The sequence below is a fragment of the Saccharothrix coeruleofusca genome (assembly GCF_014648515.1).
GTDB classification, from domain to species: Bacteria; Actinomycetota; Actinomycetes; order Mycobacteriales; family Pseudonocardiaceae; genus Actinosynnema; species Actinosynnema coeruleofuscum.
The window spans coordinates 63,002-78,324 of sequence record NZ_BMRG01000025.1 but is presented as its reverse complement, the minus strand read 5'-3'; the positions used below and the strand labels follow the sequence as shown (position 1 = coordinate 78,324).

The 15,323-nt window shown below is 75.0% G+C and carries 9 protein-coding genes; 5 read left to right on the top strand and 4 right to left on the bottom strand.

Translation table 11 applies throughout. From position 1 onward, the window contains the following. The 4 genes from IEZ00_RS33655 to IEZ00_RS33640 form a co-directional block, all read left to right on the top strand. Positions 1-4,806 (top strand): non-ribosomal peptide synthetase (locus IEZ00_RS33655; RefSeq protein ID WP_189227426.1); only part of this gene is annotated, 4,806 nt, incomplete at its 5' end. Beyond that, the gene (locus IEZ00_RS33650; protein WP_189227425.1) at positions 4,803-6,020 is read left to right on the top strand and encodes an MFS transporter; all 1,218 of its coding nucleotides are present in this window, start codon (positions 4,803-4,805) and stop codon (positions 6,018-6,020) included. The genes IEZ00_RS33655 and IEZ00_RS33650, both read left to right, overlap by 4 nt. Next, positions 6,017-6,208 (top strand): MbtH family protein, encoded by a 192-nt coding sequence (locus tag IEZ00_RS33645; protein WP_189227424.1) that lies wholly within the window; start codon positions 6,017-6,019, stop codon positions 6,206-6,208. Before IEZ00_RS33650 ends, IEZ00_RS33645 begins: the two co-directional genes overlap by 4 nt. 248 nt (positions 6,209-6,456) lie before the next feature. Next, positions 6,457-8,118: a DEAD/DEAH box helicase gene (locus IEZ00_RS33640; protein WP_189227423.1), complete on the top strand. Its 1,662-nt coding sequence runs from the start codon at positions 6,457-6,459 to the stop codon at positions 8,116-8,118. Between the two features lie 15 nt (positions 8,119-8,133). On the opposite strand, the gene IEZ00_RS33635 is transcribed toward IEZ00_RS33640, so the two are convergent. From IEZ00_RS33635 to IEZ00_RS33620, 4 genes are all read right to left on the bottom strand, one after another. After that, positions 8,134-9,423, bottom strand: coding sequence for a carboxylesterase family protein (locus IEZ00_RS33635; protein WP_189227422.1), 1,290 nt, complete (start codon positions 9,421-9,423; stop codon positions 8,134-8,136). After that, complete coding sequence (locus IEZ00_RS33630; RefSeq protein WP_189227421.1) at positions 9,420-12,764, bottom strand: tetratricopeptide repeat protein; 3,345 nt, start codon at positions 12,762-12,764, stop codon at positions 9,420-9,422. Before IEZ00_RS33630 ends, IEZ00_RS33635 begins: the two co-directional genes overlap by 4 nt. Positions 12,765-12,885: 121 nt before the next feature. Beyond that, entirely contained in the window at positions 12,886-13,527 is a 642-nt protein-coding gene (locus IEZ00_RS33625) for a DJ-1/PfpI family protein (RefSeq protein ID WP_189227420.1), read from the bottom strand. A 14-nt stretch (positions 13,528-13,541) separates the two neighbouring features. Next, positions 13,542-14,495, bottom strand: a complete 954-nt coding sequence (locus IEZ00_RS33620) for a GlxA family transcriptional regulator (protein ID WP_189227419.1) — start codon at positions 14,493-14,495, stop codon at positions 13,542-13,544. A 79-nt stretch (positions 14,496-14,574) separates the two neighbouring features. Between IEZ00_RS33620 and IEZ00_RS33615 the strand changes: the two genes are divergently transcribed. Further along, positions 14,575-15,321, top strand: coding sequence for an aminotransferase class IV (locus tag IEZ00_RS33615; protein WP_189227418.1), 747 nt, complete (start codon positions 14,575-14,577; stop codon positions 15,319-15,321). Positions 15,322-15,323: the final 2 nt, after the last annotated feature.

The window sequence follows — 15,323 nt, the reverse complement described above, 5'->3', positions numbered from 1 at the left end:
CACTACCACGGCCGCGCCGACCACCAAGTCAAAATCCGCGGCTTCCGCATCGAACCCGGCGAAATCGAAGCCGTGCTCAAGGCCCACGCCGAGGTGCGGCAGGTGGCGGTCGTCGTCCGCGAGGACGAGCCGGAGGTCAAGCGGCTCGTCGCCTACGTCGTGGGCTCGGCGACCTCAGCGCAGCTGCGGGAGCACGCGAGCCGGTCGCTGCCCGACTACATGGTGCCCACCGCGTTCGTCACGTTGGAAGCGCTGCCGCTGAACAACAACGGCAAGCTCGACCGCGCCGCCCTCCCCGCGCCCGAGCGCGACGCCTCCGACGAGTACGTGGAGCCGCGCACCCCCGCCGAAGAGGTGGTGGCGCGGGTGTGGGCGGACGTGCTGGGCCTGGACCGCGTCGGCGCGCGGGACAACTTCTTCACCCTGGGCGGCGACTCCATCCTGAGCATCCGCGTGGTGTCGCGGCTGCGCGAGGAGTTCGGCGGCGACCTGTCGCCCCGTGCGCTGTTCGACCACCCGACGGTGGGCGCGCTGGCCACCGCCCTGTCGGGAACCGGTCCCGCCGAGGTCATCCCGAGGGTCGATGGCGACGGCCCGTTCGAGCTGTCGTTCGCCCAGCAGCGCCTGTGGTTCCTGGACCAGTTCTCCCCCGGTGGCACCGAGTACGCGACGCCGCTGGCGGTGCGGCTGCGCGGCGAGCTGGACGTGCCGAGGCTGGAGCGGGCGCTGACCGCGCTGGTGGCGCGGCACGAGTCGCTGCGCACGGTGTTCCCGGCGGTGGACGGGCTGCCGGTGCAGGTGGTCCGCCCGCCGCACGAGGTGCGGTTGCCGGTGCTGGACTCGCTGCCCCCGGTGGAGCCGTTCGACCTGACCGAGGGCCCGCTGTTCCGCCCGGCGCTGGTGCGGGTCGCCCCGGACGAGCACGTGCTCGCGCTGACGATGCACCACATCATCACCGACGGCTGGTCCGGCGGGGTGCTCATCGGCGACCTGGCCGAGCTCTACGCCGGGAACGCGCTGCCCGAGCCGCCCGTCCGGTACGTCGACTTCGCGGCGTGGCAGCGCGGGCAGCCGCTGGAGCGGCAGCTGGCGTACTGGCGCGAGCAGCTGGCCGACGTGCCCGCGCTGGAGCTGCCGACCGACCGCCCGCGACCGCCGGTGCAGACCTCGGCGGGCGCGCAGGTGGAGTTCGCGGTGCCCGCCGAGGTCGCCGACGCGCTGCGCGAGCTGGCCCGCGGTCGGGACGGCACGCTGTTCACCGCGCTGGTCGCGGCCTGCCAGGTGCTGTTCCACCGCTGGTCGGGCCAGGAGGACTTCGCGCTGGGCACGGTGGCCTCCGGGCGCGAGCGGCCCGAGGTGCAGGGCCTGGTCGGGTTCTTCGTCAACACGCTCGCCCTGCGCGCGAGGATCGACCCGCAGGCCCGCTTCCCGGAGTTGCTGGACCGGGTGCGCGCGACGGTGCTGGACGCCTTCGCCCACCAGGACGTGCCGTTCGAGCGCGTGGTGGACGCGGTGCAGCCGGATCGCGACACCAGCCGCACGCCGCTGTTCCAGGCGGTGGTGGCGCTGCAGAACGCGCCGCAGGCGGCCGGGTTCGCCGGGCTGGACGCCGAGGACGTGGCCCAGCCGGTGGTCTCCACGGCCTTCGACGTCACCGTGGAGTTCACCGAGGAGCCCGACGGCGGCCTGGCCGGGTCGATCGAGTACAACACCGACCTGTTCGACTCCTCGACCGTCGTGCGCCTGGCCGAGCACCTGTCGGTGCTGCTGCGCGGCATCGCCACCGACGCCGACCGTCCACTGTGGATGTTGCCGGTGCTGCCGGAGTCCGAGTCGGCGCTGCTGGCGTCGTGGAACGACACCGGTCGGGGGCTGCCCGCCACGCCGTTGGCCGAGCTGGTGCGGGCCCAGGTGGCCCGCACGCCCGACGCGCCCGCCCTGGTGGGTCAGCAGGAGCTCTCCTACGCGGAGCTGAACGCGCGGGCCAACCGGCTGGCGCACTGGCTGCTGGCGCGGGGCGCGGGGCCGGAGCGGATCGTGGCGCTGCGGCTGCCCCGCTCGGTGGAGCTGCTGGTGGCGGAGCTGGCCGTGCTCAAGGCGGGTGCCGCGTTCCTGCCGGTGGACCCGTCCTACCCGGCCGAGCGGATCGCGTTCATGCTCGACGACGCCAAGCCGCTGCTGGTGCTGGACGGCCCGGTGGACACCGCGTCCTGCCCGGACACCGACCCCGAGGTCGTGGTCGGAGCCGACCACCCGGCCTACGTCATCTACACCTCCGGCTCCACCGGCAGGCCCAAGGGCGTCGTGGTCACCCACCGGGGCATCGCCACCTTCGCCGCGGCCGAGGTGGCGCACCTGGACGTGCGGCCGGGCGACCGGGTGCTGGAGTTCTCCTCGCCCAGCTTCGACGCCTCGGTGCTGGAGCTGTGCATGGCGCTGCCCGCCGGCGCGGCGCTGGTCGTGCCGCCACCGGGTCCGCTGCTGGGCGACCAGCTCGCCGACGTGCTGGAGGAGTACCGGGTCACGCACGCGCTGATCCCCCCGGTGGCGCTGGCGACGCTGCCCGACGTGGCGCTGCCGCACTTCCGCTCGCTGGTGGTGGGCGGCGACGCCTGCTCGGCGGACCTGGTGGAGCGCTGGGCGCCGGGCCGCAGGATGGTCAACGCCTACGGGCCGACCGAGTCCACCGTGGTCGCCACGTGGAGCGGCGCGCTGGAACCGGGCGGCATCCCGCCGATCGGCCGCCCCATCCCCGGCACCAGGGCGCACGTGCTGGACGCCGAGCTGCAACCGGTGCCGGTGGGGGTGCCCGGCGAGCTGTACGTCTCCGGGGTCGGCCTGGCCCGCGGCTACCTCGACCGCCCCGGCCTGACCGCCTCCCGGTTCGTGGCCAACCCCTTCGGGGAGCCGGGCGAGCGCATGTACCGCACGGGCGACGTGGTGCGCTGGACCAAGGGTGGCGAGCTGGAGTTCGTCGGCCGGGCGGACGAGCAGGTCAAGATCCGCGGCTTCCGCATCGAGCTGGGCGAGGTCGAGACGGCGCTGCTGCGCCACCCGGACGTCCGCGAGGCGGTGGCGGTGGCCCGCGCCGACGCGAGGGGGCACAAGCGGCTGGTGGCCTACGTGGTGGGCGAGACGGCCAAGCTGCGGGAGTTCCTGGGCGAGACGCTGCCGGACTACCTGGTGCCGTCGGTGTTCGTGGCGCTGGACGCGCTGCCGATGAGCCCCAACGGCAAGGTGGACCGCAAGGCGCTGCCCGAGCCCGACTTCACCGCCGCGCTGACCGCGAGCCACGTCCCGCCGCGCGACCCGGTGGAAGCGGCGCTGGCCGCGGTGTGGGCCGACGTGCTGGGCCTGCCGGAGGTGGGCGTGGCGGACAGCTTCTTCGCGCTGGGCGGCGACTCCATCCTGTCCATGCAGGTGGTGGCGCGGGCCAGGCAGGCGGGCTACCGGTTCAGCACCAAGGACCTGTTCGTGCACCAGAGCATCGCCGAGCTGGCCCCGCACGTGCGGGTGGAGGCCGAGCGGACCGACGCGGACGCGCCGGTGGTCGGGCCGGTGCCGCTGACCCCCATCCAGCGCTGGTTCTTCGGCTCCCAGCGCCGCAGCCCGCACCACTTCAACCAGTCGCACCTGGTCGAGCTCGACCCGGCGGTGGACGTCGAGGCGCTGCGGCGGGCGTTGGCCGCGCTGACGGCCCACCACGACGCGCTGCGGATGCGGTTCGAGCGGGTGGACGGGCAGTGGCGGCAGCACAACGCCGACGTGGAGCCGGTCGAGGTGCTGGAGGTGCGCCGGGTGGCCGACGAGGCGGAGATGGAGGCGGTCGCGGACGAGGTCCACGCGAGCTTCGACCTGGCCACGGGGCCGCTGCTGCGGGCGGTGCTGTTCGAGCTGCCCGACCGGGGGCCGCTGCTGCTGCTGGTGGGCCACCACCTGGTGGTGGACGGTGTGTCCTGGCGCATCCTGCTCGACGACCTGGAGACCGCCTACCGGGGCGGTTCCCTGGGCGCGAAGACCACGTCGTTCCAGGAGTGGGCGCGCAGGCTGGAGGAGCACGTGAGCTCCGGCGGCCTGGACGAGGAGATCGGGCACTGGACCCGCGCCCTGGACGCCGCCGAGGTCCCCGGCGCGGCCACCCCGTCCGGGCCGACCGGTTCCGTCGCCGTGCAGCTGTCCGCCGAGGACACCGACGCGCTGCTGCGGGGCGCCCCGGCCGCGTACCGCACGCGGATCAACGACGTGCTGCTGGCCGCGCTGGCCTGGGCGCTGTCCCGCTGGACCGGCGGCGACCGGGTGGCGGTGGACCTGGAGGGGCACGGCCGCGAGGACGTGTTCGACGGGGTGGACCTGTCGCGCACCGTCGGCTGGTTCACCACGGTCTACCCGGTGGCGCTGGAGGTGCCGGAGGGCGGTTGGCGCGACCTGGTCAAGGCGGTGCGCAGGCAGCTGCGGGCGGTGCCCGGCAACGGCTTCGGCTACAGCGCGCTGCGCGAGCACGGCCGCTTGGGCGAGGTCGGCCCCTCCCCCGCCGTCTCGTTCAACTACCTGGGCCAGTTCGACTCCGGCGGCTCCGGGGGCGAGGGCCTCTACCGCGCGGTGCACCCCTCGATCGGCCAGGACCACGACCCGGCCGACGCGGGCCACCACCTGATCGACGTGGTGGGCGAAGCGGGCGGCGGACGGCTCGGGTTCCTCTGGTACTTCCACCCCGAGGTGCACGAGGAGGCCGTGATCCGGCGGGTCGCCGACGACTTCGCCGACGCGCTGCGCGCCATCGCCGAGGACTGCCGGGGCGCGCTGTGACCACTCCCCTGGCGCGCAACCGGAACTACACCCTGCTGTGGAGCGGCCAGGCGCTGGCCGAGGTCGGGTTCAGCGCCACCATGATCGCGTTCCCGCTGCTGGTGCTGGCGGTCACCGGTTCGCCGGTGGCCGCGGGCCTGGTGCTCTCCGCCGACGCCACCGCGCAGCTGCTGGCCGGGCTGCCCGCGGGGGCGCTGGTGGACCGCTGGGACCGCAGGAGGATCATGCTGGCCTGCGAGGCGGCGCAGGTGCTGGCCCTGGGCGGGCTGGTGGTGGCGATCTGGCTGGACACCGCCACCGTCGCGCACATGGTGGCGGTGGCGGCGGTGCTGGGGGTGTGCCGGGCGCTGTTCGAGCCCGCCGAGGACGCCTGCCTGCCCAAGCTGGTGCCCGACGAGCAGCTGGCCACGGCGGTGGCGATGAACTCGGCGCGCTCGTCGCTGGGCCAGATGGCGGGCACCGCGCTGGGCGGCGCGCTGTTCGCGGTCACCCGCTGGCTGCCGTTCCTGGTCGACCTGCTCACCCACTGCGCGGCGTTCCTGGCCCTGCTGTTCCTGCGGGTGCCGCCCTCGCCGCGCGGCCCGAGCGCCGAGCGCCACTTCCTCCGGGAGATCGGCGAGGGGCTGCGCTGGGTGTGGCGGCACCGGGAGGTCCGCGCCACGGCCGCGTGCGCGGTCGTGCTGAACCTGTTCTTCACGGCGTTCTACGTCGTGGTGATCGTGCTGGCCGAGCAGCGCGGCGTGGCCAAGGCCGAGATCGGCGTCATGGCCGCGATGCTGGGCGTGGGCGGTGTGCTGGGCGCGCTGGCCGCGCCCCGGCTGCACCGGGTGCTCGGCCCGCACAAGTCCATCGCGGCGGTGTTCTGGGCGGTCACCCTGCTCACCCCGCTGGCGGCCCCGGTCCACGACGGCTACCTGCTGGGCGCCCTGTTCGCGGGGATGGCGTTCCTGGCCCCCACCGCGAACACCACCATCAGCACCCACCAGCTCCTGCTCACCCCCGATCAGCTGCGCGGCAGGCTCAGCGGCGTGCTGGCCGTGGTGGTCGGCACGGCCGGGGCCGCGGGCCCGCTGGTCGGGGGCGCGCTCACCCAACTCCTGCCCGCGCACCAGGCGGTCCTGGTGTGCGCCGCGGGCATCGCACTCGTCACGGCGTTCGTCACGGTCAGCCCGACCTTGCGCCGGTACGCGGAGAGGAAGGAAGAGACGGCATGAGGGACGACATCACCTACCAGGTGCTGGTCAACGACGAGGGGCAGTACTCGCTGTGGCCCGCGCACCACGAGGTCCCGGCGGGCTGGCGGGCGGACGGCACGACCGGCACCCGCGAGGAGTGCGCCGCGCACGTGGACGAGGTGTGGACCGACATGCGCCCGCGCTCGCTGCGCGAGGCCATGTCCTGAGCCGGTGGGCGGCGGGCCGGTCGGCGGTCCGCCGCCCGCTCACCCCGACGAAGAAGCCCCCTCCGTCGGGGGCGGAGGGGGCCACGCGCCCAGTGTATCGATCAAGCCGGTGGTGCGGCTGAGCTGAACGGGTCATCCGAGGTGGAGCCGCAGGAGGCACCCCACCCGTCCGGGCTCCGCGTGGTGTTCCCGGCCACCTGATCACCCCCTCGCCGCGCGCGTCCGCGTCGATCAGCGAAACTTGACCCATGACCGACGCGCCCGACGACCGGACCAGCTTCGCCGACCTGGGGCTGCGCCCCGAACTGCTGCGGGCGCTGTCCGGACTCGGCTACGAAGAACCCACCCCCATCCAGCGCGAGGCCATCGCGCCGCTGTCGCAGGGCCGCGACCTGCTCGGCCAGGCCGCGACCGGCACCGGCAAGACCGCCGCGTTCGCGCTTCCCGTGCTGCAGCGCATGGGCTCGCGGACCGACCGCGAGCCGTACGCGCTGGTCCTGGTGCCCACCCGCGAGCTGGCCGTGCAGGTGTCCGAGGCGGTGCACCGGTACGGGCGCGAGCTGGGCGCGCGGGTGCTGCCGATCTACGGCGGCCAGCCCATCGGGCGGCAGCTGCGGGTGCTGGAGCACGGCGTGGACGTCGTGGTGGCCACCCCCGGCCGCGCCGTGGACCACCTCAACCGCGGCACGCTGAAGCTGGAGTCGCTCCAGGTCGTGGTGCTCGACGAGGCCGACGAGATGCTCGACATGGGCTTCGCCGAGGACCTGGACACCATCCTGGCCGAGACCCCGAGCCAGCGGCAGACCGTGCTGTTCTCGGCCACCATGCCGCCGCGCATCGACCGGCTGGCCCGCCAGCACCTGACCGACCCGGTGCGCATCACCATCGGCCGCGAGCGGACCGAGCCCGGCGAGGCGCCGCGGGTGCGCCAGAGCGCCTACGTGGTGCCCAGGGCGCACAAGCCCGCCGCGCTGGGGCGGGTGCTGGACGTGGAGGCGCCCACCGCCGCGATCGTGTTCTGCCGCACCCGCGACGAGGTCGACCAGCTCACCGAGACCCTCAACGGGCGCGGCTACCGGGCGGAGTCGCTGCACGGCGGCATCAGCCAGGAGCAGCGCGACCGGGTGATGGCCCGGTTGCGCAACGGCACCGCCGACCTGCTGGTGGCCACCGACGTGGCCGCGCGCGGCCTGGACGTCGAGCAGCTGACCCACGTGGTCAACTACAACGTGCCCTCCGCGCCGGAGTCGTACGTGCACCGCATCGGCCGAGTGGGCCGCGCGGGCCGCGAGGGCGTGGCGATCACGCTGGCCGAGCCGCGCGAGCACGGGATGCTCAAGACCATCGAGCGGGTCACCAAGCAGCGCATCGCCGTGGAGAAGGTGCCCACGATCGCGGACCTGCGGGCGCGCAGGCTGGAGCTGACCCGCGCGGCGCTGCACGAGAGCCTGCTGGAGGACGACCTGGAGGGCTTCCGGGTCGTGGTGGAGACGCTGGCCGACGAGTTCGACGTGATGGAGGTGGCGCTCGCGGCGGTGAAGCTGGCCCACGAGGCCACCGGCGCGGCGGCGGACGAGGAGGAGATCCCCGACGTCACCCACCGGGTGGAGCGGCGCGAGCAGCAGGGTCCGCGCCGGGAGCGCAGGCCGCGTCCGCCGTCGGCGGGGATGACCCGGCTGTTCGTGGGCGCGGGCCGCAGCGCGGGCATCCGGCCGCAGGACCTGGTCGGCGCCATCGCGGGCGAGGCGCGGCTGCCCGGCCGCGACATCGGCGCGATCGAGATCGCCGACCGGTTCTCGCTGGTGGAGGTGCCCGAGTCGGCGGCGCAGCAGGTGATCTCGGCGTTGCGCGGGGCGAGCATCAAGGGGCGCAAGGTCACCGTGCGGCGGGAGCGCGACGACCCCCGCTGACCGCGGCGGCGCGGGTCAGGGGGCCTGGACCGGCCAGTCGATCGGCCGGTCCAGGTCCACGCCGCGCCACAGCTCGCGGGTGTCCGGCACCACCGGACCCCAGTGGCGCACCCCGGTCCACCCCGGATCGCCGGTCGCGGCGAAGTCCGCCCAGGCCCGGCGCATCCGCCGGGACAGGGCGTGCTCGGCCCGCCCCGCCGGGCCGCCGATGAGGAAGTCCGCGCCGTCGAGGTTGCCGAAGGCGAACGGGACGTCCGCGGTGTGCCAGGCGGGCGGCCTGCCGAACCTGGCCAGGTGGGCGCGGCCGTGCGCGTCGGCCAGGCGGGCGGTCGGCTCGGCGAAGACGAAGTCGCCGCACAGGGCGATGTGCGCCCCGGAGGCGGTGGCGTGCCGGGCGCGGTAGCCGTCGACGACGTGCGGCGGGATGCCCATCTCACGGGCGAACCCGGCCAGGTCGGCGTCGGTGCGGGCGAAGGGGATCGTGCCCAGGCGGTCGAACAGCCGGTGCTCCTCGGTGGTGTGGCACAGCAGCAGGTCCACCGCGGGCACCGGCAGCCGGTCCAGCACCGGTCCGAACAGGACGGGGTCGTGCCGCAGCGGACCGGTGCGCTGGGCCTTGGCCAGGGCGTCCGCCGACAGCACGGCCGTTTCCGGCGTGGTGGGATCGATGTGCTCGGCGACCCGGCGGGCGAAGTCCGCGGTGTAGAAGCGGTTGGGCACGCTGTGGGCGATGACCCGGCGCACCGGGCGCGCGGCGGCCAGCAGCAGCGCGCAGGCCGCGCCCGCGGACTGGCCCGCGACGGTGATGTTGTCCGGGTCGCCGCCGAACGCGGCGATCTCCTCGCGCACCCAGTCGAACGCGGCGGCCTGGTCGAGCAGGCCGCGGTTGTCCGGGTGGCCCGGCACGTGGCCGAAGCCCTCGAACCCCAGGCGGTAGTTGCACGTGACGACGACCAGCCCGGCACGGGCCAGCGCGGTGCCGTCGTAGTCGGGTTGGGCCGAGGAGCCGAACGTGTAGGCGCCGCCGTGCAGGTAGAGCAGCACGGGCAGCGGGCCGTCCGGTGCGGACGGCGTCCACACGTTCAGGCTCAGCACGTCCTCCTGCCCCGGTGTCCACACCGGAGCGCCGGGCAGCCGCGCCGACTGCGGCGCGATCGGGCCGAAGCGCAGGCAGTCGCCGGACTCGCGCACCGGCTCCGGCGGGCCGAAGCGCCGAGGACCGAACGGCGGCGCCGCGTACCGGATGCCCAGGAACGCCAGCACGCCGTCCCCCTCCACGCCCCGGAAGCGCCCACGCCCGGTCATCGTGGAGCTCCTGTCGCCCCCCGCGCTGCCCGAGCGGGCCGCGGATCGTCACCGCTGGCCGCGCGGGCCCGCCGGGCGTAGGGCGTGGAGACGAAGTCGACCAGGCCCAGCACCCCGGAGGTCTGCCGGTCCAGCTGCTTGGCGAACGCGGTCATGTTCGCGTCGACCCGGTCCATCAGCCACGCCAGCAGCAGCACCACCACGTCGGCAAGCAAGCCCACCTGCACGGGCATCTCCTCGCGCTTGCCCGCGGTGACCGCGCTGGCGAAGTCGGTCATGCCGCGCTGGGTCAGCCGAGGGGGCCCGATCTCGATGGCCCGCTTCATCGAGTCGACCACCAGCGGCACGATCGCGGCCCACACGTCGCGCTCGGCGACCTCGCAGATCAGACCGCCGCACAGGGCCGTGGTCCACAGCGCCTCCGGGTCGTCCGCGCGCACCGCGCCCACAGCCAGGTGCGGCAGCAGCTCCGCGCCGCGGGCCAGCTCGCCCACGGCCACCGCGGTCTCCACCGCGTGCCGGTAGTGCTCCAGCGCCTCGGCGTGCTTGCCCGCGCGGGTCAGCACGTCGCCGATGAAGTCCTCGAACCGGGCCGTCTCCACCGGCAGGTCCAGCCGCGCGGCCAGCGCCAACCCCACCGTGGCGTAGTGCTGGGCGGTGTCCAGGTCGCCGCGGTCGCGGTGGCACTGGCCGAGCCTGCCGATCACCGCCAGCTCGCCGTGCTCGTCGCGGCGCTCCCGGCACAGCTCCAGCGCCTCGGTGCCCACCCGGATCGCGCCGTCGAGGTCGCCCGTGCTCTGGCGCAGGGCGAACTCGTCGAGCTTGAAGGCGATCCGCTCGTCCTCGTGTTCCAGTTCGACAGCCAACCGGTAGCCCTCCACCGCGTACCGCAGCGCGGTCTCCTGGTCGCCTGCGCGCTGCCCCACCTCGTCCAGCACCCGGCAGGCCGCCAGCATTCCCGCCCGGTCGTCACGATCGGACAGCCCTTGGTGGGCCTGCTCGGCCAGGCTCAGCGCCCGCGCCGGGTCGGGCTCCAGCTCGGCCAGGCGCAGCAGCACCTGGGGCCGGTCGCGGCGGGGGTCGCCGTAGGAGGCGCAGCGGGTGTAGTCGGCCAAGGCCGCGTCCGCGTCACCGCGCCGATCGTGCAGCGCGGCGGTCAGCTCGAACCGGGCCGCCCACCGCCGGTCGGCTTCCCCGGCGGGCAGGTCCAGCTCCGGCAGGGCGCGGTCGATCCGCTCCGCCTGCTCCCGCGCCCGGTCGGGATCGCCTGCCAGCGCCAGCTCCTCGAGCAGCACGTCGACGTAGGCCGCGGTGCGGTCCAGGCCGTGCTCCTCCGCGACGCGGCGCAGCGCCGCGATCTCCCGGCGCAGCACGCGCCGCAGCGCCTGGTCCTCCTCGACGCGCGCCACGCCCGCGAGCAGCTCGCACGCGGCCAGCGCCGTCGCGCCCTCGGTCGCGGCGCGGTCACGCCACCGGTCCAGGCACCCGTTGACGGTGCCCACGTACAGGTAGGACCGCTCGATGCCGCTGGGCAGCCCGGTGTCCACCACCGACCGCGCGGCGGGGGCCTCGTGGACGGTCAGCCGCCGCGCGAGCACGCGGGCGTAGTCGGCCGCCAGCGCCTCGGGGATGCGCCACAGCGCGCCGACGTAGCCGCGCGCGCCGACCCGCAGCAGCTCCCGGCCCACCTCGGTCCAGGGCAGGCTGGAGTTGTCCAGCACGATCGGGCCGTGGGCCAGCCGCAGCCGCTGGGCGATCAGCCGGGTCGGCAGCGGCTGCTCGCCGACCAGGATCGTCCCGTCCTGGGCGTGGGAGTTGAGGAAGACCAGCTCCACCGGCAGCCGCGAGGTCAGCGCGGTGAACGCGGGCAGCGAGGCGTCCGGCCCGGACAGGGTGATCTGGTGGGTCAGGTGCGCGGCGCCTGCAGCGGGCTCGGGAGCGGGCCCGGTGCCCACGACCAGGCTGAACGCCGCGGGCGGGCGGGCCGTGGCGGCCCGGTGCAGCTCGGTGAGCACCACCAGCGCCGGGTCGGCGACGACGTGCCCGATCGGCTTGCGCGCCCAGTTGGCCCGCCCGGTGTGCACGAACGGGTAGGGCAGCCCGGTGGTGAACGCGGTCAGCGCCCGGTCCCCCACCCGCTCGACCACCTCCGCGGGCACCTGGGCGCTCACCGCGGCCTCCACCGCCGGGAACGGGTCGTGGCCACCGGTGGACAGGTACCGCCACAGCGCCTCGCCGACCGCGATGCCCTTGACCGCGTCGCCGATGGCCCGCGCCGACTCGGTGACCCGCTCCTGCTCCTGGGTGATCACCCGGCAGACCTCGGTCAGGTCCGGTCGGGGCGTGACGACCAGACGCGCGCCGCGGTGGTGGGCGTAGACGGCGGCCACCAGCGCGTCGGCCTCGCCGGTGTCCTCCACCAGCACGGCCTCGTCGCCGTCCGGGTCGACCTCGGCGAACCGCGCGGCGACCGGCTCGGCGTGCTCGGCCACGCGCAGCGCGGACCCGGTGCGCAGCGCGGTGAACAGCGCCGCGACCAGGTCGTCGTCCGGGCGCACCGACAGCGTCCGCTCCGGGCCGCCGTCACCCCGCAGCAGCCGCCAAGCCGCGTCGGTCAGGTCCTCGCCCTCGGGCAGGCGCAGGTGCTCCAGGTCGGCGAACACCCCTTCGGGCACCACGTCGACCACGGACCCGTCCAGCACCACCGCGCGCCGCACCCCGGTGCGCGTCAACAGCTCCGACAGCCGCTCGACGCGGTTGCGCCACGACCGGCGCGCGGCCAGGGCGGCGGGCGGGGCGTCGTGCTCCGGCTCGGGCGGCGGCGCGGTCAGCGCGACCACCGGGGTGAACCGGTCCCCTGGCAGGCACGACACCACGACCGCGGCCTCGCGCACCTGCTCCGGGCGGCACAGCACCACCGTGTCACCGACCGCGAAGACCGGTTCGCTGGTCACCGCCACGACCAGCTCGGCGGGCCCGGCGGGCAGCAGCACCCGCGCGCCGTCGTCGGTCGGCTCGGTGGGCGCGGTGGAGGCCACCCGCAGCGCCACGCCGTCGGGCAGGTCGAACTCCACCGCGCCACCGCGATCACGCCCGGCGACCCCCACCCGCAGGCTCCACTCGACCGGCCTGGCCAGCTCGTAGCGCTGCCGCAGCTCGACGCGCAGCGCGCCCTCCGGCGCGTCACCGGTGTCGGTGACCACCAGGTCGCGCTCGCCGACCTCGGCGGACAGCGCTTCGGCGAGCCTGAGCGGGGGTTTGCCGTGCGCGTCGAGCAGGACCGCGCACAGCAGTCCCGTCTCGAACCGGAAGCGGATTCCGTGCGAGGCACCCAGGTCCACGGCTCACAACCCTTGCGACGACGGAGGTCGGGGATCCCCCCGACGAGTGATGGCGGGGCAGAACGTACCGCCATCGGGGGCCCGTGCGAACCACAAGGAGGGCAAAGCCGCGCCCGTGGTGTCAGGCCATGCGCCCCAGCGCGGCCAGCACGCCGTCCACCACCTCGGCGGGCGCCTTCTCCACCGCGCCCGCGTCGTGGGGAGGCTGCGGGTCGTACTCGATGAACAGCTGGGTCGCCTGCGCCCGCCGCTCCCCCCAGATCAGCTCGACCAGGGTGAGCGCCATGTCGATCCCGGCCGACACGCCCGCCGCGGTGATCACCTTCCCGTCGCGGACCACCCGGTCGGTGCTGATCACCGCCCCCCGCTGGGCGAGCGCGTCGCGGAAGGCCCAGTGCGTGGTGGCCGGGCGGCCCGCCAGCAGACCCGCGTCGGCCAGCAGGATCGAACCGGTGCACACCGAGGTGGTCCACGTCGCGGTCGGGTGGACCTCGCGCAGCCACGCCGACACCTGTCCCCCGGCCAGCGCCTGCCTCACGTCCCCGCCGGGCACCACGACCACGTCGGCCCGCGCCAGCTCGTCGAAGGTCGTGCTCGGCGTGACGGTCAGGCCCACGTCGGAGCGCACCGGCTCGCGCGTGGCGGCGACGAAGTGCACCCGCACCTCCTCCTGCCCCACCAGCCCCTGGTGCCCCAGCACGTCCAACGGCCCGACCAGGTCCAACGCGGTGAACTCCGGGTACAGCACGAACGCCAAGTCCATGTCTCTTCCCCTCCTCATGCCGCACCGGTGGTGCGGAACCTGTGACGGTAACCGCCCGGCGTCACGCCGAGCACCCGCGAGAACGCCCGGCGCAGGGTCTCCGCCGTGCCGAAGCCGCAGTTCCGCGCCACCACGTCGAGCCCGTCGTCACCGGACTCCAGCGCGGTGGCCGCCGCCTCGACCCGCACCCGCTCCACGTACCGGGCGGGCGACAGGCCGACCCGGCGCGGGAAGACCCTGGCGAAGTGGCGGGTGCTCATCGCCGCGCGGCGGGCCATCCGCTCCACCGTCCACGGCCCGGTCGGGTCCTCCACCACGGCGTCGAGCACCGCCCGCAACCCGGCCTCGCGCACCGGCGGAACCCGCGAGCGCACGCTGAACTGCGACTGGCCGCCGGGGCGCTGCAGGAACACCACCAGCCAGCGGGCCAGCAGCCTGGCCAGCGCGGCCCCGTGGTCCTGCTCCACCAGCGCCAGGGCCAGGTCGATGCCCGCGCTGACACCCGCCGAGGTGGCCGTGCGGCCGTCCTGGACGAAGATCGCGTCGGGCACCACCTCGACACCGGGGTGAGCGGCCAACTCCGCGCAGTAGGCCCAGTGCGTGGTGGCCCGGCAACCCTCCAGCAGCCCTGCGGCGGCCAGCACCAGCGCCCCGGTGCACACGCTGGCGACCCGCCGCGCGGTGGCCGCCAACCGGGTCAGGTGCGCCAGCAGCTCGGCGTCGGCCGCGGCACGGGTGAACCCCTGGCCGCCCACCACGACCAGGGTGTCCACCGGTCCGGTCACCTCGCGCAGGTCCTCGGCCCGCATCCGCAGGCCCGCGGTGACCGCGAACCCGCCGCCGAGCCCGGCCAGCCGCACCCGGTAGCCGCCGCAGACCTGCCCCGCCCCGTCGAACACGTCCACCGGCCCGGCGACGTCCAGCAGCGTCGCCCCGTCGTAGCCGACGATCAGCACCTCGCGTTCCACGTGTTCCACCCTGTTCCCCGCCCGACGCGGCGGCAACGACCCACAACCCTCGATTCCCGCCACGCTACGGTTCCCGGTCGTGCTGAGGATCGAGATCGACGGCGGCCCCGCCACACCCGAGCAGGTGGCGAGCGGCCTGCTGGCCAACTACGGCCACTTCACCGCCATGCAGGTGCGCGACCGGCGGGTGCGCGGCCTGGAACTGCACCTGCGCAGGCTGGACTCGGCGCACCGGGAGCTGTACGGGCAGGGCTTGACCGGGGTGGCCGACCTGGTCTCGCACGCACTGGCCGACGACGTCCGCGACGCCTCCGTGCGGGTCACGGTGTTCGGCCTGGACGAGCCGACGACCATGGTGACCGTGCGCCCGCCCCACCAGGGCTCGTCACACCCGCACAGCCTGCTGCCGGTGCGCTACACCCGCCCGCTGCCGCACGTGAAGCACATCGGCGGCTTCGGTCAGCTGCTGCACGGCCGACGCGCGGTGGCGGCCGGGTTCGACGACGCGCTGCTGACCACGCCGGACGACGTGGTGGTCGAGAGCGCGATCGCCAACATCGGGTTCGTGCGCGACGGCCGGGTGGTGTGGCCGCAGGCGGACTGGCTGCACGGGATCACCATGCGGCTGCTGGAGCGGGAGGTGCCGTCGCACCGGGAGGTCGTGCGGCTGGCCGACCTGCGCTCGTTCCAGGCGGCGTTCCTGAGCAACTCCAACGGGGTGGTCCCGGTGTCCCGCGTCGGCGAGGTCGACTTCGACGTCACCGAGCCCACCCTGACCCACCTGCGAACCGCCTACGACGCCATCCCCCAGGACCCCTTCGACTGACC

Coding starts and splice junctions, on each gene's coding strand:
- IEZ00_RS33635 (WP_189227422.1), bottom strand. CDS start 9,423: ATGACCGGGCGTGGGCGCTTCCGGGGCGTGGAGGGGGACGGCGTGCTG.
- IEZ00_RS33645 (WP_189227424.1), top strand. CDS start 6,017: ATGAGGGACGACATCACCTACCAGGTGCTGGTCAACGACGAGGGGCAG.
- IEZ00_RS33625 (WP_189227420.1), bottom strand. CDS start 13,527: ATGGACTTGGCGTTCGTGCTGTACCCGGAGTTCACCGCGTTGGACCTG.
- IEZ00_RS33640 (WP_189227423.1), top strand. CDS start 6,457: ATGACCGACGCGCCCGACGACCGGACCAGCTTCGCCGACCTGGGGCTG.